Source organism: Variovorax sp. 01T432 (genome assembly GCF_056398605.1).
In genome coordinates this window covers 118,466-143,237 of record NZ_JBFTPS010000002.1, presented here as the reverse complement: position 1 = coordinate 143,237, position 24,772 = coordinate 118,466, and the positions used below count along the sequence as shown (strand labels likewise).

General features: G+C 70.2%; 27 protein-coding genes and 1 pseudogene. 16 read left to right on the top strand and 12 right to left on the bottom strand.

The features are described from left to right. Positions 1-6 precede the first annotated feature (6 nt). The 7 genes from AC1DNF_RS02325 to AC1DNF_RS02295 all read right to left on the bottom strand — a co-directional run bounded on the left by AC1DNF_RS02325 (position 7) and on the right by AC1DNF_RS02295 (position 7,219). Positions 7-1,425 (bottom strand): MFS transporter, encoded by a 1,419-nt coding sequence (locus AC1DNF_RS02325; RefSeq protein WP_478146924.1) that lies wholly within the window; start codon positions 1,423-1,425, stop codon positions 7-9. Beyond that, positions 1,422-3,023 carry an OpgD/OpgG family glucan biosynthesis protein gene (locus AC1DNF_RS02320; protein WP_478146923.1) on the bottom strand — a complete coding sequence of 534 codons (1,602 nt, stop codon included), beginning with the start codon at positions 3,021-3,023 and terminating at the stop codon, positions 1,422-1,424. The genes AC1DNF_RS02325 and AC1DNF_RS02320 overlap by 4 nt, the downstream gene beginning before the upstream one ends. Before the next feature lie 61 nt (positions 3,024-3,084). Further along, positions 3,085-3,915: an urease accessory protein UreD gene (locus tag AC1DNF_RS02315; protein WP_478146922.1), complete on the bottom strand. Its 831-nt coding sequence runs from the start codon at positions 3,913-3,915 to the stop codon at positions 3,085-3,087. A 55-nt stretch (positions 3,916-3,970) separates the two neighbouring features. Beyond that, complete coding sequence (locus tag AC1DNF_RS02310) at positions 3,971-4,387, bottom strand: RidA family protein (RefSeq protein WP_478146921.1); 417 nt, start codon at positions 4,385-4,387, stop codon at positions 3,971-3,973. Beyond that, positions 4,377-5,513 carry a DSD1 family PLP-dependent enzyme gene (locus tag AC1DNF_RS02305; RefSeq protein ID WP_478146920.1) on the bottom strand — a complete coding sequence of 379 codons (1,137 nt, stop codon included), beginning with the start codon at positions 5,511-5,513 and terminating at the stop codon, positions 4,377-4,379. The genes AC1DNF_RS02310 and AC1DNF_RS02305 overlap by 11 nt, the downstream gene beginning before the upstream one ends. Positions 5,514-5,527: 14 nt before the next feature. Then, positions 5,528-6,517 (bottom strand): tripartite tricarboxylate transporter substrate-binding protein, encoded by a 990-nt coding sequence (locus tag AC1DNF_RS02300; protein ID WP_478146919.1) that lies wholly within the window; start codon positions 6,515-6,517, stop codon positions 5,528-5,530. Between the two features lie 27 nt (positions 6,518-6,544). Further along, a complete protein-coding gene (locus AC1DNF_RS02295) occupies positions 6,545-7,219 on the bottom strand; it encodes an HAD family hydrolase (protein ID WP_478146918.1) in 675 nt (224 codons plus the stop codon). Between the two features lie 72 nt (positions 7,220-7,291). On the opposite strand from AC1DNF_RS02295, the gene AC1DNF_RS02290 reads away from it, so the two are divergent. From AC1DNF_RS02290 to AC1DNF_RS02235, 12 genes are all read left to right on the top strand, one after another. After that, positions 7,292-8,188 carry a LysR family transcriptional regulator gene (locus tag AC1DNF_RS02290; RefSeq protein WP_478146917.1) on the top strand — a complete coding sequence of 299 codons (897 nt, stop codon included), beginning with the start codon at positions 7,292-7,294 and terminating at the stop codon, positions 8,186-8,188. Between the two features lie 204 nt (positions 8,189-8,392). Then, entirely contained in the window at positions 8,393-9,247 is an 855-nt protein-coding gene (locus AC1DNF_RS02285; protein WP_478146916.1) for a glycosyltransferase family 25 protein, read from the top strand. Between the two features lie 33 nt (positions 9,248-9,280). Beyond that, positions 9,281-10,195, top strand: coding sequence for a LysR family transcriptional regulator (locus tag AC1DNF_RS02280; RefSeq protein WP_478146915.1), 915 nt, complete (start codon positions 9,281-9,283; stop codon positions 10,193-10,195). Between the two features lie 155 nt (positions 10,196-10,350). Further along, positions 10,351-10,770 carry a malonate transporter subunit MadL gene (gene madL, locus AC1DNF_RS02275; RefSeq protein WP_478146914.1) on the top strand — a complete coding sequence of 140 codons (420 nt, stop codon included), beginning with the start codon at positions 10,351-10,353 and terminating at the stop codon, positions 10,768-10,770. Positions 10,771-10,774: 4 nt separating this feature from the next. Next, entirely contained in the window at positions 10,775-11,539 is a 765-nt protein-coding gene (gene madM / locus AC1DNF_RS02270) for a malonate transporter subunit MadM (protein ID WP_478146913.1), read from the top strand. A 10-nt stretch (positions 11,540-11,549) separates the two neighbouring features. Then, positions 11,550-13,232, top strand: a complete 1,683-nt coding sequence (gene mdcA / locus AC1DNF_RS02265) for a malonate decarboxylase subunit alpha (RefSeq protein ID WP_478146912.1) — start codon at positions 11,550-11,552, stop codon at positions 13,230-13,232. 12 nt (positions 13,233-13,244) lie between these two features. Beyond that, positions 13,245-13,574, top strand: coding sequence for a malonate decarboxylase acyl carrier protein (gene mdcC / locus AC1DNF_RS02260; protein WP_478146911.1), 330 nt, complete (start codon positions 13,245-13,247; stop codon positions 13,572-13,574). After that, positions 13,574-14,452, top strand: coding sequence for a biotin-independent malonate decarboxylase subunit beta (locus tag AC1DNF_RS02255; RefSeq protein WP_478147026.1), 879 nt, complete (start codon positions 13,574-13,576; stop codon positions 14,450-14,452). The genes mdcC and AC1DNF_RS02255 overlap by 1 nt, the downstream gene beginning before the upstream one ends. Before the next feature lie 28 nt (positions 14,453-14,480). Continuing rightward, complete coding sequence (locus AC1DNF_RS02250) at positions 14,481-15,182, top strand: biotin-independent malonate decarboxylase subunit gamma (RefSeq protein WP_478146910.1); 702 nt, start codon at positions 14,481-14,483, stop codon at positions 15,180-15,182. Between the two features lie 11 nt (positions 15,183-15,193). Continuing rightward, the gene (mdcG, locus tag AC1DNF_RS02245) at positions 15,194-15,877 is read left to right on the top strand and encodes a malonate decarboxylase holo-[acyl-carrier-protein] synthase (protein WP_478146909.1); all 684 of its coding nucleotides are present in this window, start codon (positions 15,194-15,196) and stop codon (positions 15,875-15,877) included. Continuing rightward, complete coding sequence (mdcB, locus tag AC1DNF_RS02240; RefSeq protein WP_478146908.1) at positions 15,874-16,746, top strand: triphosphoribosyl-dephospho-CoA synthase MdcB; 873 nt, start codon at positions 15,874-15,876, stop codon at positions 16,744-16,746. Before mdcG ends, mdcB begins: the two co-directional genes overlap by 4 nt. Next, entirely contained in the window at positions 16,743-17,645 is a 903-nt protein-coding gene (locus AC1DNF_RS02235; protein WP_478146907.1) for an acyltransferase domain-containing protein, read from the top strand. The genes mdcB and AC1DNF_RS02235 overlap by 4 nt, the downstream gene beginning before the upstream one ends. Before the next feature lie 34 nt (positions 17,646-17,679). Here AC1DNF_RS02235 and AC1DNF_RS02230 read toward each other — a convergent pair whose 3' ends face one another. Next, positions 17,680-18,192, bottom strand: coding sequence for a nucleoside deaminase (locus tag AC1DNF_RS02230; protein WP_478146906.1), 513 nt, complete (start codon positions 18,190-18,192; stop codon positions 17,680-17,682). Positions 18,193-18,347: 155 nt separating this feature from the next. On the opposite strand from AC1DNF_RS02230, the pseudogene AC1DNF_RS02225 reads away from it, so the two are divergent. From AC1DNF_RS02225 to AC1DNF_RS02210, 4 genes and pseudogenes are all read left to right on the top strand, one after another. Next, positions 18,348-19,422, top strand: a pseudogene (locus AC1DNF_RS02225) (aromatic ring-hydroxylating dioxygenase subunit alpha). Between the two features lie 87 nt (positions 19,423-19,509). Continuing rightward, entirely contained in the window at positions 19,510-20,118 is a 609-nt protein-coding gene (locus AC1DNF_RS02220; RefSeq protein WP_478146905.1) for a sulfite oxidase-like oxidoreductase, read from the top strand. Continuing rightward, positions 20,115-20,864: a ferredoxin reductase gene (locus AC1DNF_RS02215; protein WP_478146904.1), complete on the top strand. Its 750-nt coding sequence runs from the start codon at positions 20,115-20,117 to the stop codon at positions 20,862-20,864. The genes AC1DNF_RS02220 and AC1DNF_RS02215 overlap by 4 nt, the downstream gene beginning before the upstream one ends. Positions 20,865-20,895: 31 nt before the next feature. Beyond that, entirely contained in the window at positions 20,896-21,294 is a 399-nt protein-coding gene (locus AC1DNF_RS02210; protein ID WP_478146903.1) for an OsmC family protein, read from the top strand. Between the two features lie 19 nt (positions 21,295-21,313). Here AC1DNF_RS02210 and AC1DNF_RS02205 read toward each other — a convergent pair whose 3' ends face one another. From AC1DNF_RS02205 to ctaD, 4 genes are read right to left on the bottom strand one after another with little or no spacing between them, the layout of a single operon-like run. Then, entirely contained in the window at positions 21,314-21,628 is a 315-nt protein-coding gene (locus tag AC1DNF_RS02205; protein WP_478146902.1) for a cytochrome C oxidase subunit IV family protein, read from the bottom strand. Between the two features lie 10 nt (positions 21,629-21,638). Next, positions 21,639-22,340: a heme-copper oxidase subunit III family protein gene (locus AC1DNF_RS02200; protein WP_478146901.1), complete on the bottom strand. Its 702-nt coding sequence runs from the start codon at positions 22,338-22,340 to the stop codon at positions 21,639-21,641. A 12-nt stretch (positions 22,341-22,352) separates the two neighbouring features. After that, positions 22,353-22,982 carry a cytochrome c oxidase subunit 3 family protein gene (locus AC1DNF_RS02195; RefSeq protein WP_478146900.1) on the bottom strand — a complete coding sequence of 210 codons (630 nt, stop codon included), beginning with the start codon at positions 22,980-22,982 and terminating at the stop codon, positions 22,353-22,355. Then, the gene (gene ctaD / locus AC1DNF_RS02190) at positions 22,979-24,757 is read right to left on the bottom strand and encodes a cytochrome c oxidase subunit I (protein ID WP_478146899.1); all 1,779 of its coding nucleotides are present in this window, start codon (positions 24,755-24,757) and stop codon (positions 22,979-22,981) included. The genes AC1DNF_RS02195 and ctaD overlap by 4 nt, the downstream gene beginning before the upstream one ends. Positions 24,758-24,772: the final 15 nt, after the last annotated feature.

Here is a 24,772-nt window from a genome sequence, read left to right as displayed (position 1 = left end):
CCGCTTTCAGCCTCGGATGCCAGGCGGCGCCACTTCTTCCAGCGGCTTGCGCTCCGCATTCACCGCATAGCGCAGCGCCAGAAGACCGGCCACGATCACCAGTCCGGCGCCGATCGCATAGCCGACGGCGACCGCCCCCCGGCTGCCCGTCTCGATCAGCGCGCCGAACAGCAGCGGCGCGGCGAAGCCGCCGGCGCCCGTCCCCACCGCGTAGAAGATCGAGATGGCGACGGCGCGTATTTCCAGCGGGAACACCTCGCTCACCGTGAGGTAGGCCGAACTGGCCGCCGCAGAGGCGAGAAAGAACACCGCCGACCAGCACAGGGCCTGGCTGCGCGCGTCCAGCCAGCCTTCCATGAAGGCCCAGCCCGTCAGCGCCAGGCCGACACCGGACAGCACGTAAGTCAGCGCGATCATCCGGCGCCGCCCCACATGGTCGAACAGCGGCCCGAGCAGCAGCGGCCCCAGCACGTTGCCGAGCGCGAACGGAAAGATGTAGAGCGCCACCCGGCCTTCGGGCACGCCATGGAAGCGCGTGAGCACCAGCGCGTAGGTGAAGAAGATCGCGTTGTAGAAGAAGGCCTGGGAGACCATCAGGGCCAGGGCGACCATGCTGCGCTGCGGATAGCGCCGCAGCAGCACGTGCGCGACTTCGCGCCAGTCGGGGCTCGCGCGTTCGCCGCAGGCCGTGCTGCCGATCGCGGGCCGCAGCGCGCCATGGCGCTCGCCCGCCTGCGCCTCGATCGATGCGACGATGCGCTCGGCCTCCTGCGCGCGGCCGTGCGACAGCAGCCAGCGCGGGCTCTCGGGCACGTCCCGCCGCACCAGCAGGATGGCGACGGCCAGCAGGGCGCCGAGCCCGAAGCCGGCGCGCCAGCCCCATACCGGCCCCAGCACGCGCGGGTCCAGCAGCACCAGGCTCAGCCCCGCCCCCAGGGCCGCGCCGATCCAGAAGCTGCCGTTGATCGCCAGGTTCACCCGGCCGCGCATGCGCGCCGGGACCAGCTCGTCGATGGCCGAGTTGATGGCCGCGTACTCGCCGCCGATGCCCAGGCCCGTGACGAAGCGGCACAGCGCGAAGAGGGCGAAGTTCGGCGAGAAGGCCGTGGCCAGCGTCGCGGCCGCGTAGACCGCCAGCGTGACGAGGAAGAGCTTCTTGCGGCCGAGCCGGTCGGCGAGCCGGCCGAACACCAGCGCGCCGACCACCGCGCCGCCGATGTAGAGCGAGCCCGTCCAGCCGACCTGCCCGGCGCTCAGGCCCAAGGTGTCGCTGCGCTCCAGCACGCTGCCGACCGAGCCGACCAGCGTCACCTCCAGACCGTCGAGCACCCATGCCACGCCGAGCGCGATGACCACGCGCCAGTGCCAGCGCGACCAGGGCAGGCGATCCAGGCGTGCGGGGATGTCGCTGCGCGTCAGGCTCATGCGAGCGTGCGCTCGGCCAGCGGCGGCGGCATCCATTCATAGAGCCAGGTCTCGCTGAGGGCGCGCTCGCTGCCGGAGACCGTGCCCTTGAGGTGCATGCGCAAGGTGATCGGCCCGACGAAGTCGCCGGGCACGATGTCGAACATCGCACGCACGCCCTTGACGGCATCCAGCGGCCGGGCCGAAACGATCTCGACCTCGCCGGTGGAAACCGTGATGACCGGTTCGATCTTGGCGTTGAGCACGTCGAGCCCGCTCAGCGGCCCGCCGGCGAAGTCGATCGCGAAGCGGTACGACCAGTGCGCGCGCTTCTGCCCGATCACGCCGCCCACGCCCGTGCGGGTGGCGACGCAGGTGGCGAGTGCCGGGCGAACCGGTGCATCCGTGCCCCAGTAGAGCCGGTAGCCGTACAGAAGCTCCTCGCCGCGCCGCGGCTTCCTCGCCGGATTCCAGAAGGCAACGATGTTGTCGAAGGTCTCGTTCGCCGTCGGTATCTCGACCAGTTGCACCGTGCCCTCGCCCCAGCCGCTCTTGGGCTCGACCCACAGCGAAGGCCGCCGGTCGTAGAACACGCCGTCGTCCTGGTAGTGGTCGAAGTTGCGGTCGCGCTGCAGCAGGCCGAAGCCCTTGGGATCCTTGTCGCTGAAGGCGTTGAAACTCAGCGCGGCGGGGTTCGACAGCGGGCGCCAGATCCATTCGCCGGCGCCGGTCTGCATCGACAGGCCGTCGGAGTCATGGATCTCGGGGCGCCAGTCGTCGGCCACGCGCCGGTCGTTCTCGCCGGTCTGGAACATGCTCGTGCAGGGGGCGATGCCCAGGCGCTCGATCTCCTTGCGCGGGTAGAGCGCCGCGTCGATGTCCATCAGCAGCGGCTCGCCGGGCGTGATGGCGAAACGGTAGGCGCCGGCGATGCTGGGCGAATCGAGCATCGCGTAGACGACCAGCGTGTTCGAGCCGGGCGCCGGTCTCTCGAAATAGAAGTCGGTGAAGTCCGGGAACTCCTCGTCGCGCGGCAGCGCCGTGTCCACCGCCAGGCCGCGCGCCGACAGGCCGTACTGGCCCTGTGCCCCGACGGCGCGGAAATAGCTCGCGCCCAGGAAGGCCGCGACGTCGCTCTTGAAGCCGGGCGCCACGTTGACGCGGAAGCCCGCGAAGCCAAGGTCCTTCGGCTGCTTCGCGCCGTCGAGTCCGCTCTTGCCGTAGTTGAACATCCGCGGGTCGTAGGCCAGCTCCCGGGCCCGGCCATCGGCCACGTCGAACATGCGCACCGGGCGCTTGAAGAACAGGCCCAGGTGGAACAGCCGGATCTGGAAGCGCATGTCCTGGTCGGCCCAGAGCGCGTGCTCGGGCTTGAACTGGATGGCCTGGTAACGGTCCCAGTCGAGTGCCGCCACTTCGAGCGGCAAGGCACGGCCGTGGGCCTTGTAGGGCGCATTGGCAAGATCGCGCGCCGCCTCCTTGAGCCAGGCGTAGTCGAACTTCGCGGCCTGACCGAGGGCCTGCGGGCCGGCGGCCCGCGCGGCCGCATGGGTCGGCGTCCGGGCACAGCCTGCCGTCGCCAGCGCGCCCAGGGCGCCGAGGAAACTTCGTCTCTGCATGGGAAGGCAGTCTAGGCAGGATCGCCGCCCCACGTCGTCGGACGAGCGCCTGTCCCGCGCCCTACATGGCCCAGATTCGCGGCGCGGCGCTGTTCATGCCCCACAGCTCGGCGCGCCACGCCTTCCACACCTGCCGCAGCAGGTGCATGGCCGGCTCGACCACCGGTGCGAGCGCGCGCAGCACGATGATCTCGGCGTGCGGGCTGGTGGCGCCGGCGCTCTCGCGCAGCGCGTGGGCGTCGATCAGCGCGCGCGCGGCGTCGAGCGCCGCATCGCGCCGCGCGCGCGCGATCGGCGTGCCGGCGACGAAGAAGATCGAGGCCAGGCACCGCTGCCCCGCCAGGCCGATCGGGCTTTCGAGCAGGCGCCGGTCGGCGGCGTCGATGCGCCCGCGTTCCAGCCATACCCCTGGCGCCTCGATGTGCTGCAGCAGGCTGCCGCTGTCGAAGGGCTTGCCAGCGTTCGGCAGGCCCAGTGCGCTCACGTCCCAGCCGATCAGTTCGGCGCCGTCGGCGACGCACAGGCTCAGCCGGTTCTCGGCACGGCAGCCGCTGTAGCAGATCGCCTCGAGCGGCAGCCATTCGAGCCGCGCGCCGGCGTCGAGCGTCAGCACCGAGCGCTGCAGCGCCAGCTCGCCATCCGAGCGGTAGAAGCGCGACGCGCCCGGGGTGGTGATGAGCCCATGGCTGCCGGCAGCGGCGCGCACGCGGATGTCCAGCGTGTCGCCGCCGACCAGGCCGCCGGGCGGATGCACCAGCACGTTGTGGCATACCACGTCGCCTTCGGGATAGAGGCTCTGCAGCACGCGCAGCGGGCCGTCGTGGCGGAAGCGGGCGACGCTGCGCCGGGATTCAAGCTGGTAGTCGAGTTCGAGGCGGGCGTGCCAGGGCATGGGCAGGAGTGTAGGAGGTCGTCGGAAGGTGCATCCGCCATGTCGGCGTGCCGCCTCACTGAACGGCGGTCGCCTCCACCTCCACCTTGAATCCAAAGTGGAGCGGCCCTGTCGGCACGACCGCTCGCGCTGGCCGCGAGGCCCCGGCCCACTCGCCGTAAATTCTGTCGAACAGTGGCCATTGGGCGATGTCGTCCAGGTAGACACGAACCTGTACCAGGCGGTCGACGTCCGAACCCGACGCCAGCAGGGCGGCGCGCAGATTCGCCAGCACCTGGGCTGCCTGGACCTCGAAGGCCGCATCGACCAGACGCTCACCGCCCGGCGTGATGGGCAACTGGCCCGAGATGAATACGAGCCCGCCCGCCAGGCTCGCATGGCTGTAGTGGCCGCCCGGCGTGGCAAGGGCGGGCACTGCGAGATGGATGGGGCTGGCCGCCTTGCCGGGCCGGACCATGTCATCACCATCCATGGAAACGGGTCCATGTCTGCAACGAGCCGTCGCCCAGGAGCGCGTGATATTCCGGAAACTGCGCGCCAGTGGCACAGGCATGGTTGGGCAGGATGCGCAGCCGGGTACCTGTCGGAAAACGCGCAACGATGCCGGTGTCCGCGGTGCCTTCGCGCGACAGGATGCCGTGCTCCTGGTTGGCCGCCGACAGCAGATAGCCCTCTATCGGCACCCCATCCACGGTGCACACCTGGCCATAGCCGTAGTCGCGCTGCTGCTTGGCGGTGCCCCGGTCGCGGCTCATGGCCATCCACCCGGCGTCGACGATGGCCCAGCCCTTGTCGGCCTGGTGCCCGATGACGGTGGTGAGCACGCTCAGCGCGATGTCCTCGGCGCTGCAGACGCCCACGTTGCGCATCACCAGGTCGAAGAACACGTACACGCCCGCGCGCAGTTCCGTCACGCCCTCCAGCGTTGCGGCTGCCAGGGCGGTCGGGGTGGAGCCCACGGAGACGACGGGGCACGGCAGGCCGGCGGCGCGCAGGCGCTCCGCGGCCAGCACACAGCCGGCGCGCTCCTGCTCGGCGAGGGCCGCGATGGCCTGGGGGTTGTCCAATTCGTAGCTGGACCCCGCATGCGTCAGCACGCCGGCCAGGCGCATGCCGCCTTCGTGCAGCACGCGGCCCACGTCGAGCAGGACATCTTCCGCGGGCTGGATACCGGAGCGGTGGCCGTCGGTATCGATCTCGATGAGCACCTCGAAGGCGTGCCCGTGTCCGCGACCGTAGTGGGCGATGGCATGCGCACCCTCGACGCTGTCGGTCAGGATCTGCAGTGCGCAGCCGCGCCGGCGCAGGTCCAGCGCATGGGCCAGCCGGTGCGGCGCCATGCCGACGGCGTAGAGGATGTCGGTCACGCCCTGGCCGAAGAACTGCTCGGCCTCCTTCAGCGTGGAAACCGTGATGCCCGCCGCGCCCGCGGCGCGCTGAGCGGCGACCACATCGCCGCACTTGCTGGTCTTGACGTGCGGGCGCAGGCGCACGCCCAAGGCGTCGGCGCGCTGTTGCATGCGGGCGATGTTGCGCTGCATCCGGGAGAGCGAAACGATGGCGGCGGGGGTATCGAGAGTGGCGAGGGTGTTCTCCATGGTGTTCGTTCGATTCAGTCGAGGTATTCGCCTTTGGCCTTGAGGGTCGGCACGTCGTCGCGGATGCCGCGCATGATGAGCGCGGTGACGGCGGCGGGCGTTGCATCGGCGGCCGCGGGCAGTTCCACGCCGAGGCCTTCCATCTGCTTGCGTAGCGCGGGATCGGCGACCGCGTGCTGCAAGGCGCCGGTCAGCCTCGCCAGCACGGGCTGGGGCGTTCCGCGCGGTGCGAAGAAGGCGTTCCATGAGCGCACGTCCAGCGGATAGCCGGCTTCGGTCGCCGTGCCGGTGCGGGGCAGTTGCACGAGACGCGTCCCTGACAGCACCGCGACGGCCTTGATGCGCCCGCCTGCGATCTGGGGCAGGGCGGTGGTGGTCTGATCGCACATGAAGTCGGTCTGGCCGCCCATCAGGTCGTTGACCGCCGGCGCCACGCCCTTGTAGGGCACGTGGGTGGCGTTCTGCCCGATGGAGGACAGCAACAGCACGCAGCCGTAATGGGAGATGGAGCCGACGCCGGCGCTGGCGTAGGAGGCCTTGTCCCTGTTCTTCGCCAGCCATGCGGCGAATTCGCGCAGGTTGCCGGCCGGCAGGTCGGCGCGCGCCAGCAGAAGCATGGGGGCAGCCCCCGCGGGGCCGATGGGGGCGAAATCGGCGACGGGGTCGTAGGGCAGTTTCTTGTAAAGCGCGACGTTGGCGACGTGCGTACCGATGCCCCCGAAGGCGATGGTGTATCCGTCGGCGCCGGCCTTGATGGCCTTGGTCAGGCCGATGACGCCGTTGGCGCCGGCGAGGTTCTCGATGACGATGGGCCGGCCCAGGTTTTCGGCCATCTTCTGCGAGACGGCGCGGGCCAGCGCGTCGCTGGGTCCGCCGGCGGGGAAGGGCACGATCAGCGTGACCGGGCGGGTCGGGAAAGCGGCCTGGGCGATGGCGCCCGGCGTGGTCAGCATGCAGGTGCACAGCGCGGCAAGGCCGGCGATCAGGCGAATGAAGCGTTTCATGAAGAAGTCCTGGTTCGGTGACAGTGGTCAGGAAGCGGCGGCCTGGAAGCGACGCAGCCATGGCAGCGCGTCGTCCAGCGTGGGCGATTCGACTTCCGCCGCCGGCGCGCCTGGCGGGCGGGTGAGACCGACGCGGTTGTGCCAATAGGTTCGCAGGCCGACGCTCGCGGTGCCGAACAGGTCATAGCCCGACCCAGCCACGAAGGCCGCGTCTTGCGCCTGTACGCCCAGGCGTCCCAGAGCCAGGCGGTACGGCCTGGGATCGGGCTTGTAGAAACCCGCCTCCTCGGAGGTGACGACCCCGTCCCAGTCGACGCCCAGCCGCGCAGCGGCGCGTTCGCCCAGGCGCCGCGAGCAGTTGGTCACCACGGCCAGCTTGCAATGCGGTTTCAGCGCGTGCAGAAGTTCGGCCGCGCCGCTCCAGGCGGGCAACTCGTCCCAGTGGTCGTCCAGTGCCTGCGGCGCGGCGGCGGGCAGCCCGACGGTGGCGGCGGCCTGGCGCACCAGGTCCTCGTAGGGCAGGTAGGCGCCGCAGCCATAGGTCAGCCGCAGGTATTCGGCGCGCCAGGTGCGCCCCAGCTGCTCCGAGCCGGCGGCGGCGCTCCAGAGGGTCCAGGAGTCGAGCAGCGCGGTGAGAAGGTCGAACAGCACGGCGCGGGGGTAGCGGTCGGCCGTGACGATGGGAGTCGAGGTGTTTTGCATGGCGTCGACTTTAGGCGTGACGGACCTGCTCCGTGCTTCACTCTTGGGTCATCAATGGTTAAGCTGGCGTGAATGATGCAGATAGAAGATCTCCGCCTGGCCGCCGCGCTGTTGCGCGAAAGCTCGCTCAGCGCCGCGGCGCGTTCGCTGGGCGTCACGCCTCCCGCCCTGTCGATGCGACTGCGCAAGCTCGAGGCGGCGCTCGGCCTGATGCTGGCCAACCGCACCGCGCGCAAGCTGCAGCTGACATCCGAGGGGGAGCGCTTCGGCCGCGAGGCCCATGAACTTCTGCTGAAGATCGACAGCCTGCGCGAATCGCTCCAGCGCGACGACCGGCGCTTGACCGGCACCCTGCGGGTCGCGGCGCCCTTCGGCTACGGGCGCACCCATGTCGCGCCGCTGCTGTCGCGTTTCTCGCGCCTTCATCCGGCCCTTCAGCTGCAACTCGACTTGCGCGAAACGCCCTGGCCCGACCGGCACAACTCCGACGCCGTGGTGCACGTGGGTTCGGTGCGCGATTCGTCCTGGGTGGGCCACACCCTCGCGGCCAACGACCGATGGTTGTGCGCCAGCCCCGGCTACCTGCGCGAGCACGGCACGCCGCGCGGCCCGGCGGACCTGGCTTACCACGCCTGCATCTGCATTCGCGAGAACGATGAGGATGTGACGCTGTGGCACATGCGCCCCGCGGGCAGCAGCACCCGCAAGAGCGAGACGCTGCGAATCAACCCGGCCTTCGTCACCAACGACGGCGGCGTGGCGCGGCAATGGGCCGAGGACGGCATGGGTATCGTGCTGCGCTCGCAATGGGATGCCGCGGAAGCGGTGGCTGCGGGGCGCCTGGAGCGAGTGATGGCGGACTGGGCATTCGGCACCGCGCCGATCGTTGTGCTGGTACCGAATCGCAAGGGACGAAGCGCGCGGGCGCACGCCTTGGTCAGCTTCCTGGTGGAGGCGACGCGCGAATAGCGCGAGCTCCGGGAGGAAGCGCCTGGCCCCGGCCACGGGCCACGGCCGCTCGGAACTTGCCTCGCGGCTCGCCCAGGGGCCCTCTCGTTAGATAAGCCAAATCTATTGAATTGTTCCAATCAATAGATGTAAGAAGATATAAGCATTCCAATGTGCCGGGCAAGCTGCGGCGCGTCGCCGCGGTCACATACCGGAGGGATCGGCGTGCGCGCCAAGGACTTGAGCAAACGAATGGGGCACGGCGCATGGGCTGGCCAGGCGCAGGTTCCGGACCTCGGCGTCATGGACATTCACGCCGGGCTGCAGGTGCTGGTCATCAATCTCGATCGCTCGCCCGACCGCCTGGCCGTGATGCGGCAACGGCTGTCTCGCACGGGCCTGCCTTGGAGGCGCGTGACCGCGGTGGATGGGCATGCGCTGGACCTCCCGGCCTGTGCCGAACTGGACATCAAGGGCTATCAACGCCGCCACGGAAAGGCCCTCAACCCGGCCGAGGCAGGTTGCTACTTCCCGCATATCGAAGCCTTGCGCCAGTTTCTCGCGGGCCCCTGCGCCCATGCGCTGGTGCTGGAGGACGATGCCGACTTTCCCTTCGATTTCTCGTTGCTGCTGCGGCGCCTGATGGCCGTGGAGCATCTGTGGGACATCGTCAAGCTGTCGAGCTTCCACTCCGGCACGCCGGTGCGCATTGCGGACCTGAATCCGCCTCATGCGCTGGCGATTCCGTTGTCGCGGCACATGAATGCCAACAGCCTGCTGTTCAACCGGCGTGCCGCGCAGGTGCTGCTCGAACGGCTGCTGCCGATGCGCCTGCCCTATGACCACGCGCTGGAGCGTGCGTGGCTCTATGGGCTCCGGCTGCGCGTGGTCACGCCGTCGCCCTGCCCGTCGAGCACGGGCCTGGCCAGCACCATCTGCGACCACCGGTTGGCCAGGGCTTTCAAGTTCCCCTTGTACAGGCGCATGCTGGCCATGCTTTTTCGCCTTCACACCGAGCTGTTGCGCGTGGCTTTCGGTTTGGCCCACGTACTGCGTGCCAGGGTTCTCCGGTTGCGTTGAGCAGCCGCGCGATGCGTGTATCGTGCTGAGCCCATGCAGTTCCGCGTCGACGAAGAGATCACTTTCCGCAAGCTGGAGATCCTGCTGGCCTTCATGGAGACCGGCAATCTCGCGCGCGCGGCCGAGCGGCTCGACACCAGCGCCGTCAGCGTGCACCGCGCGCTGCACTCGCTGGAGGTCGGCGTGCGCTGCGCCCTGTTCCGGCTCGAAGGCCGCAACCTTCATCCCACCGAGGCGGCGCGCGCATTGGCCGACGTGGCGCGCGAGGTCTTGCGCACCATGAGCGAGGGCGTGCGCATCACGCGCGAGGTGGCGGGCTACTCGGCCGACCGCATCCGGATCGGTTCGCTCTACTCGCTGACGATCCGCACCGTGCCGACGCTCGTGATCGGCCTGAAGGTGCGCAAGCCCGAACTGCACGCCGAACTGGTTCTCGGCTCCAACGCGGACCTGCTGCTGAAGCTGCGCGACGGTGCGATCGACGCGGCGCTGATGGCGATTCCCGAGGCCGCGGGCGACGTCGAATCGGAGCCGCTGTTCGAAGACGACATCTATTTCGCCGCGCCGGCGGGCTCGCGCTACGCGGGGCTGCAGGAGATCGACCTGAGCGCCTGCGCCGACGAGCGCTTCGTCAGCCTGGGCGAGGGCTTCGCCACCTACAACGGCTTCGTGGAAGCCTTCCGCGTCGCCAGCTTCACGCCCAACGTGGTGATGAAGACCGGCGACATCTTCTCGCTGATGAACCTGGTGAGCGGTGGCATCGGCTGCACGCTGCTGCCGGGCCGCGTGCGGGATGCCTTCGGGCACAAGGTGCAGTTGATACCGCTGCAAACCCGCTACCTGATGCGCCAGACCATCGGCCTGAGCTTCCTGCGCACGCGCGAGCGCGACCCCAACCTGCTGGCGCTCCTGGCTGTCTGCCGCGGCGCCAAGGCCGAGTTGGCCTGAGCGTCGCCGCTGGGGAGGCGATCAGGGTAAACCCCCGATCGTTCCACGCGGCGTAAGCGTCGCCGCGGGCCCGTGATTGATCGAGAGGGGCAGGCCGGACACCATCGGTCTCCAGAAGCAGCGCTCTTCGTGCGCTCTCACCCGGAGACAGACCCATGATCATTTTCGGTACCGCACTCCTGGCCTTGTGCCATCTGCTGGGCATCTTCATCGGCGACCTGCTCGGGCAGGCGCTGGGCGTGAAGACCAATGTCGGCGGCGTCGGCATCGCCATGCTGCTGCTCATCTTCGCGCGCCTCTACATGCAGAAGAAGAACATGCTGCCCAAGCTGACCGAACTCGGCGTCGAGTACTGGGGCGCCATGTACATCCCGGTGGTGGTCGCCATGGCGGCGCAGCAGGACATGGTCTCGGCCCTGCGCGGCGGACCTGTGGCCCTGCTGTCGGCCGTGGCGGCGGTTGCGGTCTGCGCCGTGGTCATCTCCCTGATCAACCGCGCCGAGCGCCCGGCGCCCGACGAAGCGGCGGCCGAGCCGCTGCTCCACGACAACCCCCTTCTCGCCGACGCGGAGTGACACCATGCTCGAAATCCTCGAAAAAGCCGCCCTTCAGAATGGCCTGGTCACGGCCTTCGCCGTGGTCGGCTTCATCGTCCTGCTGTCGGGCCAGATCTCGCGCCGGCTCACCTTCGGCCGCGTCCACGGCTCCGCCATCGCGATCGTGATCGGGCTGGCCCTGGCCTACTGGGGCGGCACCCAGACCGGGGGCCACAAGGGCCTGGCCGACATGTCGCTGTTCGGCGGCATCGGCCTCATGGGCGGGGCCATGCTGCGCGACTTCGCCATCGTCGCCACCGCCTTCGAGGTGCAGGCCACCGAGGCGCGCAAGGCGGGCCTGGTCGGCGTCGTCTCCCTGCTGCTGGGCACGCTGCTGCCCTTCATCGTCGGCGCGGCGATCGCGTGGAGCTTCGGCTACTCGGATGCCGTGAGCATGACGACCATCGGCGCCGGCGCGGTCACTTACATCGTCGGCCCGGTCACGGGCGCGGCCATCGGCGCGAGCCCCGACGTGATGGCGCTGAGCATCGCGACCGGGCTGGTCAAGGCCATCATCGTGATGGTCGGCACGCCCATCGCGGCGCGCTTCCTGCGGCTGAAGACGCCGCGCTCGGCGATGGTCTTCGGCGGCCTCGCCGGGACGGTGAGCGGCGTGTCCGCCGGGCTCGCCGCCACCGACCGCAAGCTGGTGCCCTACGGCGCGCTGGTCGCCACCTTCCACACCGGCCTGGGCTGCCTGCTCGGGCCCTCGCTCCTGTTTTTCGCCACCAGGGCACTGGTGGGTTGAGGCACGAACCATGGACCGCATGAACTGGAACACCCGCAGCGACAACCGTGGCGAGCGCCTGGCGCGCGCGGCGCAGGCCCTGGGCACCCAACTTGCCGGCAAGCGGGTGGCCGCCGAGGCGATCGGCCGTCTGCTCGAAGCCGTGCTGGAGCCCGGCGACCGCGTCTGCCTGGAGGGCAACAACCAGAAGCAGGCCGACTTCCTGGCGCGCGCGCTGGTGGGGGTGGACCCGGCACGGGTGCACGGCCTGCACATGGTGCAGTCGGTGCTGGCGCTGCCGGAGCATCTGGACATCTTCGAGAACGGCGTCGCCGCCCGGCTGGATTTCAGCTTCTCCGGCCCGCAGGGCGCGCGGCTGGCAAAGCTGGTGTCGGCCGGGCGCATCGAGATCGGCGCGATCCACACCTACCTGGAGCTGTTCGCGCGCTACTTCGTCGACCTGACGCCGCGCGTGGCACTGGTGGCCGCGCAGGCGGCCGACGCCGAAGGCAACCTCTACACCGGTCCCAACACCGAGGACACGCCGGCCATCGTCGAGGCCACCGCCTTCTCGGGCGGCATCGTGATCGCCCAGGTCAACGAACTGGTGGACGGCCGCACGACGACCCTGCCGCGCATCGACATCCCGGCCGACTGGGTGAGCTTCGTCGTCAAGGCGCCGCGGCCCCATGTGATCGAGCCGCTGTTCACGCGCGACCCGGCGCAGATCAGCGAGATCCAGGTGCTGATGGCGATGATGGCGATCAAGGGCATCTACGCGGAATACGGCGTGCAGCGGCTCAACCACGGCATCGGCTTCGACACCGCGGCCATCGAGCTGCTGCTGCCCACCTACGCCGAGTCGCTGGGCCTGAAGGGCAGGATCTGCAAGCACTGGGCGCTCAATCCGCATCCGGCGCTGATCCCGGCCATCGAGGCGGGCTGGGTGGAATCGGTGCATTCCTTCGGCTCCGAACTGGGCATGGAGGCGTACGTGCGCGCGCGCTCCGACGTGTTCTTCACCGGGCCCGACGGCGCGCTGCGCAGCAACCGCGCCTTCTGCCAGGCGGCGGGCCACTATGCCTGCGACCTCTTCATCGGCTCGACCCTGCAGATCGACCTCGACGGCAACAGCTCCACCGCGACACTGGGCCGCATCTCCGGCTTCGGCGGCGCGCCCAACATGGGGGCCGACGCGCGCGGCCGGCGTCATGCCAGTCCCGCCTGGCTCAAGGCCGGCCAGGAGTCGCGCGCCGGCAGGAGCGGCGCCGCCGGCACGCCGCGCGGGCAGAAGCTGGTGGTGCAGATGGTCGAGACCTTCCGCGAGCACATGCAGCCGGCCTTCGTCGACCGGCTCGATGCCTGGCAGCTCGCGGAGCAGTCCGGCATGGAACTGCCGCCGATCATGATCTACGGCGACGACGTCAGCCACATCCTCACTGAGGAAGGCATCGCCAACCTGCTGCTGTGCCGCAGCGATGCCGAGCGCGAGCAGGCGATCCGCGGCGTCGCGGGCTACACGGCGATCGGGCTCGCCCGCGACCGGCGCGCGGTGGAGAACCTGCGCGACCGCGGCGTCATCCGGCGCCCGCAGGATCTGGGCATCGACCCCCGCGACGCCACCCGCAACCTGCTGGCGGCACGCAGCATGCGCGACCTGGTGCGTGCCTCGGGCGGGCTGTACCAGCCGCCGGAACGTTTCAGAAACTGGTAGGAGCCGAACACCATGAGCATTCCAGCAGGGCTCGAGACCCTCGACTTTTCCTTTCCCGGCCGGCAGGCCGCGGGCCGCTTCGCGCCGGTGCTCGTCGGCGTGGTCGGCTCGGGCAATCTCGAAGTGATGCTCGAAGCCGCCGCCGGCAATGCCTGCGCGGTGCGTGTGGAGACCTCGGCGCGCGGCTTCGAGCCGATCTGGCAGGCCGTGCTGGGCGATTTCCACGCCCGCCACCCGCTCGGCGGCGTGCGCATCTCGATCAACGACATGGGCGCCACGCCCGCGGTGGTGAGCCTGCGGCTCGACCAGGCCGTGGCGGCGCTCGCGGGAGCACGGCCATGATCGTCAGCTATGCCGAATGCACGGCGCGCGAGCGCCTGGCCCAGGTGCTGGATGCGGGCAGTTTCCACGAATGGCTGCCGCCGGCCGAGCGGCTGACCAGCCCGCACCTGGCGCAACTCGGCGTGCCGTCCGCCTTCGACGACGGCGTGGCGATCGGCCGGGCCATGCTGGGCGGCCGCGGCGTGTTCGCGGCCGCCCAGGAGGGCGCCTTCATGGGCGGCGGCGTCGGCGAGGTGCATGGCGCCAAGCTGGTCGGCCTGCTGCGGCGCGCGCTGCGCGACCGGCCGGCGGCCGTGCTGCTGCTGGCCGAATCGGGCGGCGTGCGGCTGCACGAGGCCAACGCCGGCCTCATCGCGGTGTCGGAGGTGATGCGCGCCGTGCTCGACGCGCGCGCGGCCGGCATCCCGGTCATCGTGCTGATCGGCGGGGCCAACGGCTGCTTCGGCGGCATGGGCATCGTGGCGCGTTGCGCCGACCACATCGTGATGAGCGATGTCGGCCGGCTGGCGATGTCCGGGCCCGAGGTGATCGAGGCCTCGCATGGCGTGGAGGAATTCGATTCGCGCGACCGCGCGCTGGTCTGGCGCACCACCGGCGGCAAGCACCGCTGGCTCACCGGCGACTGCGACGTGCTGGTGGAAGACGACGTGCGCGCCTTTCGCGACGCCGCCATCGCCGCGCTCGGCGCCGCCCGCCCGGTGACGCTGGATGCGCTGGAGGCCGAGCATGCGCTGCTCGATGCGCGCCTGCGCGAACTGCCGCCCGCCAGCGCCGCTGGCGACGATGCCGTGGCGGTGTGGCGGCGCCTGGGCGTGCCCGACGCGGCGCGCGTGCCCGACATGGACGTGGCGGCGCTGCACGCGCTGCGCGCGGCCTGAACCTCGACCCCGGACCCGGAGAAACGACATGGAATGGAACACCCTCGCCACGCAGCTGTTCGGCGCCGACCACGGCATCGCCATCGACGGCGATTTCCTGCACGGCACGGCGCTGCTGGACGGCCGACCGCTCAGCGTCGTCGGCACCACCCACCACGCCCCGATCGGCGTCGCGATGGCATTGGCGCAGGCACGCGTGGTGCTGGACACGGTGGCGCGGCATCCGGGCCGCCCGATCCTGCTGCTGATCGATACACAAGGGCAGCAGCTGCGGCGGCGCGACGAACTGCTGGGCATCAACCGCGCGATGGCGCACCTGGGCACCGCCATCGACCTGGCGCGCCGACGCGGCCATCGCGTCATCGGGCTGGTGTACGACCAGGCGCTTTCGGGCGGTTTCATCACCTCCGGCCTGATCGCCGATGCCTGCTACGCCCTGCCCGAGGCCGAGATCCGCGTGATGCGCATCCCCGCGATGGCGCGGGTGACCAAGCTGTCCGAGGAACTGCTGGCGGCGATGTCGGAATCGAATCCGGTCTTCGCGCCCGGGGTCGGCAACTACGTGGCGATGGGCGGCGTGCGCGCGCTCTGGCGGGATGACCTGTCGGCCGCCCTGCGCCAGGCACTGGCCGACAGCCCGACCGATGACCGGCGGGCGCTCGACGGCGCGGCGCGCGGGGGGCGCCGCCTGGCGGCCGCGGTGGCGCAGCGCGTGCTCGACGCGGCCTGATGGGGGAGGGCATGGTGGTCCCGCTGCGCCGACATCAACTGGCTCACCTTTGCGCCGACGCGTGGACGCAGGTGCTGGCGCGCGAATGGGACGCCGAGGCGCGAGCCTGCCTCGACCATTGGGCCTCGCACCGGCTGCCGCTCGTCGTGACGCGTCAGGCCGCGACCGGCGATGCGGCCGGCATCGCGCTCGGCTTGCCCGCGCCCACGGCGTGGGGCCGGCGGCGCCTGGCGCTGCAGGTGCCGCGCACCGCGATCGTCTGCTTCGGCGAGTTCCCGCGTGCGGCGCAGGTGCGCTCCTTGCTGCCGCGCCATGCGCAGCCGGCATGGCGCGCATTGACGGCGTCGCTGGCGGCCTGCCGCGCGCCGGCGCGCGTGTACGGCAGCCATGGCTGGCAGCAGCTGAGCGGCCTGCGTTATCTGCGTCCGGGCTCCGACGTCGACCTGTGGATCGCGGTCGACGATGCCGCGCACGCGGACACCGTGGCGTCCCTGCTCCAGGGCTTCGCGGCGCGGCGGCCCCGGCTCGACGGCGAGCTGGTGTTCGACGACGGCAGCGCGGTCCACTGGCGCGAATGGCTGGCCTGGCGCTCCGGGCAGGCCCACGGCGTGCTGGTGAAGCGCTTGAACGGCGCGGCGCTGGCGAGCCAGCCCTTCGTGCCCGAACGGATGGGCGCCATGGCGCTGGCCGCATGAACGCCCTGCGTGCCCCTGCGGTTTCCGACACGCCGCTCACCCCGCACGAGATCGGCCGCGCCGCGACGCTGGCGCTTCACGACGAACTCGCGCTGGCGCCCAAGCCCGGATTGGTCTCTTTTGTCGACAATGGCAGCCACGACGACATGGACGCCCACACCTTCATGCGCAGCCTGTTCTCGCTGCGCCACTACTTCGCGCGGATCGCCGCCCTCGGGGAGGCGCGTGCGTCCTTCGACGCGCTGGAGGCCTGCGGCGTGGCCGCCGAGGCGCGCATGCGCGAGGCCACCGGCGGCGTCAACACCCATCGCGGGGCGATCTTCATGCTGGGCCTGCTGTGCGCGGCAGCCGGCGCGGCCCGGCACGAGGGCGAGCCGATGCAGCCCGATGCGCTGCGCGCCACACTGCAAGGGCATTGGGGCGCGGCGCTGCGGGCCCGCAGCCGGCGTGTCTCGACCTTGCCCGGCGGCATTGCGGCGCGTCGCCATGGCCTGCGCAGCGCCTCGCAAGAGGCGGCCCTGGGGTTCCCGGCGCTGTTCGAAACGGCAGTGCCCGCGCTCGCCGGCGCGCTGCGCCGCGGCCTCGATGCGCAGCGGGCGCGCGTCGACACGTTGTTCGCCGTCATGGCGGTGCTCGAAGACAGCAACCTGGCGCACCGCGGCGGCATGGCGGGCCTGCATCACGCCCGGCATCAGGCGCGCCGTTTCCTCGCGCAGGGCGGGGCGGGGCGCCCTGGCGGTCTCGATGCCGCGCGCGCCATCCACCACGATTTCGTCGCCAGGCGCCTCTCGCCCGGCGGCGCGGCGGACACCCTGGCGGCGGCCTGCTTCCTGCGGCGCCTCTGCGCGGCGGGAAGGCTTGAATCATGAGTCTGGCGTTGCTCTTCTCCGGCCAGGGCATGCAGCATCCCGCGATGCTGCCCTGGCTGGCGCAGGACGATACCGTGCTCGCCGTCGAGCACGTACTGGGCGCCGACTGGCGCGGGCGGCTGGCGGACGGCGAGTGGGCCGGCCGCAATGCCGTCGCGCAGCCCTTGCTGACAGGACTGTCCCTGGCCGCATGGAACCAGCTCGCGCCGCTGCTGCCCACCCCGGCGGCACTGGCGGGCTACAGCATCGGCGAAATTGCCGCGTGCGCGGCCGCCGGCGTCTACGACAACATCAGCGCGATCAAGCTGGCGCAGCGGCGCGCCGCGCTGATGGATGCGGGCGGCCAGACCCATCCCACGGGCCTGCTCGGCATCGGTGGCCTCGCAGCGCCGCTGCTGGCGCGCCTGTGCACCGACTTCAACCTGGCCATCGCGATCCGCAACGACATCGACAGCGTCGTGGTCGGCGGCCTGCGGGCGGTGCTGCCGGCGGCGGCGGAGGCCGCGCAGCGCCAGGGCGCGCGGGTCACCGTGCTCAATGTGCGGATCGCGTCCCACACGGCCTGGATGGCCGATGCGGCGCGCGGCTTCGCCCAGTGGATGGAACCCTTGCCCTTCGAAGTGCCGCAAGCGGCCTTGTTCAGCAACGTCGCCGGCCGGGTGACGAGCGTGCCGGCCATCAAGGATGCGCTCGCGGGCCAGATCGATCACACCGTGCGCTGGGACGAGTGCATGGAGAGCATCGTCGCCCGGCGCGTGCGCTGCGTGCTCGAGATCGGACCGGGCCACGCGCTGGCCCACATGTGGACGCGTCACTATCCGCGGATACCGGCGCGCTCGGTGGATGAGTTCCGAAGCACGCAGGCGATCGTGGATTGGGTGGGCCGCTGGTCGGAGTGAGGGCGCCCCGGGGGCGGCGCGCCCTGCGCGGAACTCAGGCCGCCCAGCCCCCGACGTGCGCCGCGCCGGCTTCGTCGATCAGCGCTGGCCCGATGCATTCGATGGCGTGCGGCGAGGCGCGGAACACGTCGCGGCAGGACAGCGCCACGTCGCGCTGGTCGGCGCGGTCGCCGCGGAACACGCGCAGCCTCTCGGCGTCGATGCCGTACACCACCCGGCGGATGTTGGACCAGAAGATCGCGCCGGCGCACATCACGCAGGGCTCGCCCGAAGCGTAGATCGTGGCGCCGGCCAGTTCGTCGCGCGGCAGCCTGCGCTCGCCCAGCGCGCGCAGGGCGTTGATCTCGGCATGGCCCGTGACGTCTCCGGTCTCGGCCGTGTTGCAGTAGGCCTCGGCCAGCACCTCGCCAGCGGCGGAGACCACGACGGCGCCGAAGGGCCGGTTGCCTTCGCGCCGCGCCAGGTGCGACCACACGATCGCCTTGCGGAGGTAGCGGCTGTCGCGGTCGTCGAGTTCGTTTTCTTCGGGCAGGGGGGTGAAGCTCATGTCTTATGCTACTTTCGAATCCTGGCGCGCAATTTGCATGCCGAGTTCCGCGGAGTAGAAGCGTTCAGCCCGGTGCCCGCCGATTCCGGCAAGCGGACCCGTGGTGGGAAATTGCTCTTTCATCGTGTCCCCACGCCTTCGAAGGAGTCATTCTCATGCTCGTCACGCAGCAACCCGTGTTCCGCAAGTTCTGGCATGCCGTGATGCCGCTCGCCGACCTGCAGCAGGGGCCCCGGCCCTTCACGCTGCTGGGCGAGAACATCGTTCTCTTCCTGGATGCCGAAGGCCGGCCCGCCGCACTGCGCGACCGCTGCTGCCACCGCACCGCCCGGCTATCCAAGGGCTGGTGCGTGGACGCCGACGGCAAGGCCTGCGGGCAGGGCGCCATCCAGTGCGGCTACCACGGCTGGACCTACGACCGCGAGGGCCGGGTGGTGCGCATTCCGCAGTACGAGGCCGGGCGCCCGATCCCGCCCGACTACCGCACGGCCGCCTACCACTGCACCGCGCGCTACGGCTACGCCTGGGTCGCCCTGGAGGAGCCGATCGGCGGCATCCCGGAGATCCCCGAGTTCGCGGACCCGGCCTACCGCACCATCCATCAGTTCTACGAGGAGTGGCGAACCAGCCCGATGCGCGCGCTGGAGAACTCCTTCGACAACTCGCACTTCTCCTTCGTGCACCGCGCGACCTTCGGCGTGGCCGCGAGCCCGAAGCCGAGCAGGTACGAGCTGGTGGAGAACGAGAGCGGCTTCCATGCGGAGACCGTGATCGAGGCGGTGAACCCGGAGAAGTTCCATGCCATCAGCGGGGTGAGCGAGCCCATCACCACGCGCCACATGCGCAACGCCTATTTCCTGCCCTTCTCGCGCCGGCTCGACATCGAATACCCCTCGGGCATCCGCCACATCATCATCAACTGCTTCACGCCCATCGACGACGGGCGCATGCAGCTGTGCCAATGGCTGTTCCGCAACGACAGCGAGGCGGACTGCCCGGCCCGGATGCTGATCGACTTCGACGAGCAGATCACGCGTGAGGACAAGGACATCCTCGAATCGACGGACCCCGACGCGCTGGTCGACACGCGGCGGCGGGGCGTCGAGTACTCGATGGAGTCGGACCGGCATGCTGATCCGCAAGCACCTGATGCAGCTGCTGGCCAGGCATGGGGAGGTGGAGGTGCATCGCACCCGGAGCCTGGCGAGCGCGGCGCGTGTCGAGGGTTGACCGAGCGGCGCCTTCAGCACGGATGGCCGCTCCGGTGCGCCATCGCATCTGCGGCTAACATCCTCGCCCAACCGCAGGAGCTTTCCCATGGCGACTCGAGGATTCACCGGCCGCCGCCCGACGGCAGCTTTTGCCCGGCGCCTGCCGCCGGGCCAGTTCGAGACCGATGACTTTCCGGTGCTCGCCAAGGGCCCGACGCCGCGCGTCGATCTCGCGACCTGGCGCTTCACTCTCAGCGACGGGCCCCGACCGCTCGCGAGCTGGAGCTGGCCCGAGTTCGAGGCGCTGCCGCGCACGGTCTGGCAGGGCGACATCCATTGCGTCACGACCTGGTCGAAATTCGACACCACCTGGGAAGGCGTGAGCATCGACGACCTGCTGGCCGCCGCCGGCATCGCGCCGCCCACGGCCTACCTGTTCGCGCTCTCGCATGACGACTACGACACCAACGTGCCGGTGGCCGACCTCCTCGGCGGCCGCGCGATGATCGCCACGCGCTTCGGCGGCGCCCCGCTCACGGCCGAGCACGGCGGCCCGGCGCGGCTCCTGGTGCCGCATCTCTACTTCTGGAAGAGCGCCAAGTGGATCAAGGGCCTGCGCTTCACCGCGCGCGACGAGGCCGGCTTCTGGGAGCTGCGCGGCTACCACATGTACGGCGACCCCTGGCGCCAGCAGCGCTACTCGGACGACCCGTGAGCGCGCCGGCAGCAGGGGCGGCCAGCCCCTGGCGCGACGCCGTCATCAGCCGCATCGAGCAGGCCACGCCGCGCATCAAGCGCTTCTTCCTGGATGCGCCGCTCGCGCCGCACATCGCGGGCCAGCACGTCGACGTGCGCCTGACCGCGCCCGACGGCTACGAGGCCAGGCGCAGCTACTCGATCGCCTCGGCGCCGGGCGCGCCGCAACTGGAGCTGATCATCGAGCGGCTGGACGACGGCGAGGTCTCGCCCTTCTTCCATGACGTGGCCCAGGTCGGCGACACCATCGAGGTGCGCGGCCCGCTGGGCGGCCATTTCATCTGGTCGGCGGCGGCGGGCGGGCCCTTGCTGCTGGTGGCCGGCGGCTCCGGCATCGCGCCGCTGATGGCGATGGTGCGCGGCTGGGCCGCGCAGGGCGCGGCGATGCCCGCGCTGCTGGTCTGCTCGGCGCGCACCGCGCGGGAGCTGGTCTTCCACGACGAACTGCTGGCGCTGCAGGCGCGCGAACCGGGCTTCGACTTCGTGGCGGTGACCACGCGCGAGGCGGCGCGGCGTGCCGGCGACCTCGACCGCCGCCTGGACGCGGCGGCGTTGCGCGAATTGCTGGCGCGCTGGGGCCATGCGCCGCGCCACGTCTACGTGTGCGGCGCCAACCCCTTCGTCGAAGCCGTGGCCGGCGGCCTGGTGGATGCGGGCATTGCGCCCGCCTTCATCCGCACCGAGCGCTATGGCGGCGGCGACTGATTTTTTTCTCCCTTCCACAAAGGAAACTTCCATGAGCATCACGGTCCGACGCGAGAGCACCGGCGCAACCAAGCACATCGTCAAGATCCGGGCACACGAGTTCGCGGTCGATGCCTCGCCCGACGGCGGCGGCAAGGATGCGGGCCCCACGCCGCACGACCTCTACGATGCCTCGCTCGCCGCCTGCAAGGCATTGACCATGCTGATCTACGCCCAGCGCAAGAACATGCCGGTCGAGGACATCGAGGTCACGGTGGACCGCGACGACAGCGAGGAACGCAAGGGCACCTACCGGCTCAGGTCCACGCTGCGCGTGACGGGCGAGCTGAGCGAGGCGCAGCGCGCCGAGCTGCTGCGCGTGGCGGGCAAGTGCCCGGTGCACCGGCTGATGACGGAGGTCAAGACGGAGATCGAGACCGGCTGGGCCTGAGGGCGCGGGCGCCCCGGCGCTAGTGGAAGAACAGCAGCCGCGTCACGAAGGTATGCCCGGCTTCCGCCGCCATCAGCCCGACCAGCACCAGCAGACACAGCGGCGGCACCAGGATGGCATAGACCAGCGCCAGCCGCTCCCAGGCCATGTGCATGAAGACCGAGACGATCAGGCCGGCCTTCAGCAGCATGAAGAGAATGATCAGGCCCCAGCGCAGGTAGCCCTGGAGGTGCAGGTAGTCGACCAGGTACGACATCGTGCTGAGCACGAACAGCAGCCCCCAGATCTTGAGGTAGAGGCTGATCGGATGTTGCTGGCCGGTGCCGGGGTTCATGGTCATCACCTCACCAGAGATAGAACAGCGCAAAGATGAACACCCACACCAGGTCGACGAAGTGCCAGTACAGCCCGGCGATCTCGACGATCTGGTAGTTGCCGCTCTTCTCGTAGTCGCCGCGCAGCAGCTTGAATGCCACGGTCAGCAGGTAGACCACGCCGGCCGAGACGTGCAGGCCGTGGAAGCCGGTGATCATGAAGAAGGTCGAGCCGAACTGCGCCGCGCCCATCGGGTTGCCCCAGGGCCGCACGCCTTCATCCAGGATCAGCTTGGACCACTCGAAGGCCTGCATGCCGACGAAGAGTTCGCCGCAGGTGGCCGTCACGATCATCAGCGTGGCGGCGTTGACGCGGTCGTGCCGGTAGGCGAAATTGACCGCCATGGCCATCGTGCCGCTGCTGCTGATGAGCACGAAGGTCATGATCGCGATCAACAGCAGCGGGACGTCGGCGCCGCCCACGTGCAGCCCGAACACCTCGCTCGGGTTGGGCCAGGGCGCGGTGGTCGACACCCGCACCGTCATGTAGCCGGTGAGGAAGCAGCTGAAGACGAAGGTGTCGCTCAGCAGGAAGATCCACATCATCGCCTTGCCCCACGCCACGTGGAAGGCCTCGCGGTCGGACGACCAGTCGGCGACCAGTCCGCGCAGGCCCGCCGGCGCGGCCGCGGGGCCGGCGGAAGCAAGAGGCAGGGAGGCGGTGGTGTCCATGGCGTGCTCCCTTCAGGCCGTGCCGCAGATGAAGCGTGCCACTTCCGGCGTCAGCCAGCCCAGCGTGGCGAACAGCAGCAGCCACACCGCCAGCATGAAGTGCCAGTAGCGCGCGCACAGCGCGATGCGCCAGGCGACCGCCGCCGGGCCGATGTCGGGGCGCCAGGCGGCGCGGGCCGTCCACGACCAGGCGACGAGGCCGCCCGCCAGGTGCAGGCCGTGCATGGCCGTCAGCAGGTAGAAGAAGCTGCCCGCCGGATTGCCGGCCGGCAGCACCCGCGCGGCCAGCAGCGCCTGCCAGGCCCACAGCTGCACGCCGAGGAAGGCGAGGGCGCAGAGGCCGCCGGCCATCAGCAGGCGGCGCGCGCTGTCCGCGCTGGCGCCGCGCGCCGCCGCGCCGGCGCGCTGCAGCGTCACGCTGCCGGCCACCAGCAGGGCGGAGCTGAGCCAGAGCTGCCAGGGCAGCGCGAGCGTCACGGCGTCGTCGCCGCTCATGCGCAGGAGGTACGCCATGCCGAAGAGCGAGAACAGGACGCTGGCCACGCCGATGAACACCCACAGGCCGATGCTGGCCGCGCTCGCGCGATCGTCGCCGAGGCGGCCGGACGCGCCGGTGGCGCGCAGGGCGGCGCTGGTGTTCATGCCGTGGCTCCCCGTGCACCGCCTTCGCCGCCATGCGGCGCGGGCTCGATGCCGCCGGCCTCGGGCGGCGCGTTCTGCGGGATGAAGTCCTGGGCCGCGCCCGGCACGCTGTACGCGTAGGCCCAGCGATAGACCACCGGCAATTGCGGACCCCAGTTGCCGTGGCGCGGCGGCGTCGCCGGTGTCTGCCATTCCAGCGAGGCGGCGCGCCAGGGGTTGGGGTCGGCCCGCGGGCCGCGGAATGCGCTCCAGACCAGGTTGTAGACGAAGAGCAGCTGCGCCGCGCCGACGATCAGCGCCACCACGGTGATGAAGGTGTTCAGCGTGAAGGCCGAGGGCGGGATGAACTGGTAGTTCTCGAAGTTGTAGTAGCGCCGCGGCATGCCCAGCACGCCCAGGTAGTGCATGGGGAAATAGATCAGGTAGGTGCCCAGGAAGGTGATCCAGAAATGCAGCTGCCCGATCCGGTCGTCCAGCATGCGGCCGCTGACCTTGGGGAACCAGTGGTAGATGCCGCCGAAGACCACCAGCAGCGGCGCCACGCCCATCACCATGTGGAAGTGGGCCACCACGAAGTAGGTGCCCGACAGCGGAATGTCCACGCTCACGTTGCCGAGGAACAGCCCCGTCAGCCCGCCGATCAGGAAGGTGCAGACGAAGGCCAGCGCGAAGAGCATCGGCACCGTCAGGTGGATGTCGCCGCGCCACAGCGTCAGCAGCCAGTTGTAGACCTTGATCGCGGTCGGCACGGCGATGATCAGCGTGGTGGTCGCGAAGAAGAAGCCGAAGTACGGGTTCATCCCGCTCACGAACATGTGGTGCGCCCACACCACCACGCTGAGTCCGCCGATGGCCACGATGGCCCACACCATCATCCGGTAGCCGAAGATGCTCTTGCGCGCGTGCACGCTGATCAGGTCGGAGACGATGCCGAAGGCCGGCAGCGCCACGATGTAGACCTCGGGATGGCCGAAGAACCAGAACAGGTGCTGGAACAGCAGCGGGCTGCCGCCCTTGTAGCCGGTCACCTGGCCCATCGACACCAGCGCCGGCATGAAGAAGCTGGTGCCCAGCGTGCGGTCGAGCAGCAGCATCACGCCGCTGACGAACAGGGCCGGAAAGCCCAGCAGCGCGAGGATGGTGGCCACGAAGATGCCCCACACGGTCAGCGGCATGCGCAGCAGCGTCATGCCCTGGCAGCGCGCCTGCAGGACGGTGGTGACGTAGTTGAGCCCGCCCATGGTGGTCGCCACGATGAAGATCAGCAGCGACACCAGCATCAGCACGATGCCGCCCGCGTAGCCCGGCGTGCCGGGCAGGATCGATTGCGGCGGGTACAGCGTCCAGCCCGCGCCGGTGGGGCCGCCGGGCACGAAGAAGCTCGCCATCAGCACCACCACCGACAGCAGGTAGACCCAGAAGCTCAGCATGTTGAGGTAGGGGAACACCATGTCGCGCGCGCCCACCATCAGCGGAATCATGTAGTTGCCGAAGCCGCCGAGGAACAGGGCTGTGAGCAGGTAGATCACCATGATCATCCCGTGCATGGTGACGAACTGGTAGTAGCGCTCGGCGTTGATGAAGGCGAACTGGCCGGGAAATCCCAGCTGCAGCCGCATCAGGTTGGACAGCACCAGCCCCACCAGCCCCACCCCGATGGCGACGCTGGCGTACTGGACGGCGATCACCTTGTGGTCCTGGCTCCAGACGTAGCGCGTCAGGAAGCTGTGCGGTTCGTGAAGGGCGGCGTCGTCGGCGTGGGCAACGTAGGACATGGCACTCCTTGGGGG

What these genes read in the sequence shown, in the direction of transcription:
- AC1DNF_RS02325 (WP_478146924.1), bottom strand. Translation starts at nt 1,425, where the DNA reads ATGAGCCTGACGCGCAGCGACATCCCCGCACGCCTGGATCGCCTGCCC.
- AC1DNF_RS02320 (WP_478146923.1), bottom strand. Translation starts at nt 3,023, where the DNA reads ATGCAGAGACGAAGTTTCCTCGGCGCCCTGGGCGCGCTGGCGACGGCA.
- AC1DNF_RS02315 (WP_478146922.1), bottom strand. Translation starts at nt 3,915, where the DNA reads ATGCCCTGGCACGCCCGCCTCGAACTCGACTACCAGCTTGAATCCCGG.
- AC1DNF_RS02310 (WP_478146921.1), bottom strand. Translation starts at nt 4,387, where the DNA reads ATGGATGGTGATGACATGGTCCGGCCCGGCAAGGCGGCCAGCCCCATC.
- AC1DNF_RS02305 (WP_478146920.1), bottom strand. Translation starts at nt 5,513, where the DNA reads ATGGAGAACACCCTCGCCACTCTCGATACCCCCGCCGCCATCGTTTCG.
- AC1DNF_RS02300 (WP_478146919.1), bottom strand. Translation starts at nt 6,517, where the DNA reads ATGAAACGCTTCATTCGCCTGATCGCCGGCCTTGCCGCGCTGTGCACC.
- AC1DNF_RS02295 (WP_478146918.1), bottom strand. Translation starts at nt 7,219, where the DNA reads ATGCAAAACACCTCGACTCCCATCGTCACGGCCGACCGCTACCCCCGC.
- AC1DNF_RS02290 (WP_478146917.1), top strand. Translation starts at nt 7,292, where the DNA reads ATGATGCAGATAGAAGATCTCCGCCTGGCCGCCGCGCTGTTGCGCGAA.
- AC1DNF_RS02280 (WP_478146915.1), top strand. Translation starts at nt 9,281, where the DNA reads ATGCAGTTCCGCGTCGACGAAGAGATCACTTTCCGCAAGCTGGAGATC.
- madL (WP_478146914.1), top strand. Translation starts at nt 10,351, where the DNA reads ATGATCATTTTCGGTACCGCACTCCTGGCCTTGTGCCATCTGCTGGGC.
- madM (WP_478146913.1), top strand. Translation starts at nt 10,775, where the DNA reads ATGCTCGAAATCCTCGAAAAAGCCGCCCTTCAGAATGGCCTGGTCACG.
- mdcA (WP_478146912.1), top strand. Translation starts at nt 11,550, where the DNA reads ATGGACCGCATGAACTGGAACACCCGCAGCGACAACCGTGGCGAGCGC.
- mdcC (WP_478146911.1), top strand. Translation starts at nt 13,245, where the DNA reads ATGAGCATTCCAGCAGGGCTCGAGACCCTCGACTTTTCCTTTCCCGGC.
- AC1DNF_RS02250 (WP_478146910.1), top strand. Translation starts at nt 14,481, where the DNA reads ATGGAATGGAACACCCTCGCCACGCAGCTGTTCGGCGCCGACCACGGC.
- mdcG (WP_478146909.1), top strand. Translation starts at nt 15,194, where the DNA reads ATGGTGGTCCCGCTGCGCCGACATCAACTGGCTCACCTTTGCGCCGAC.
- mdcB (WP_478146908.1), top strand. Translation starts at nt 15,874, where the DNA reads ATGAACGCCCTGCGTGCCCCTGCGGTTTCCGACACGCCGCTCACCCCG.
- AC1DNF_RS02235 (WP_478146907.1), top strand. Translation starts at nt 16,743, where the DNA reads ATGAGTCTGGCGTTGCTCTTCTCCGGCCAGGGCATGCAGCATCCCGCG.
- AC1DNF_RS02230 (WP_478146906.1), bottom strand. Translation starts at nt 18,192, where the DNA reads ATGAGCTTCACCCCCCTGCCCGAAGAAAACGAACTCGACGACCGCGAC.
- AC1DNF_RS02220 (WP_478146905.1), top strand. Translation starts at nt 19,510, where the DNA reads ATGGCGACTCGAGGATTCACCGGCCGCCGCCCGACGGCAGCTTTTGCC.
- AC1DNF_RS02210 (WP_478146903.1), top strand. Translation starts at nt 20,896, where the DNA reads ATGAGCATCACGGTCCGACGCGAGAGCACCGGCGCAACCAAGCACATC.
- AC1DNF_RS02205 (WP_478146902.1), bottom strand. Translation starts at nt 21,628, where the DNA reads ATGAACCCCGGCACCGGCCAGCAACATCCGATCAGCCTCTACCTCAAG.
- AC1DNF_RS02200 (WP_478146901.1), bottom strand. Translation starts at nt 22,340, where the DNA reads ATGGACACCACCGCCTCCCTGCCTCTTGCTTCCGCCGGCCCCGCGGCC.
- AC1DNF_RS02195 (WP_478146900.1), bottom strand. Translation starts at nt 22,982, where the DNA reads ATGAACACCAGCGCCGCCCTGCGCGCCACCGGCGCGTCCGGCCGCCTC.
- ctaD (WP_478146899.1), bottom strand. Translation starts at nt 24,757, where the DNA reads ATGTCCTACGTTGCCCACGCCGACGACGCCGCCCTTCACGAACCGCAC.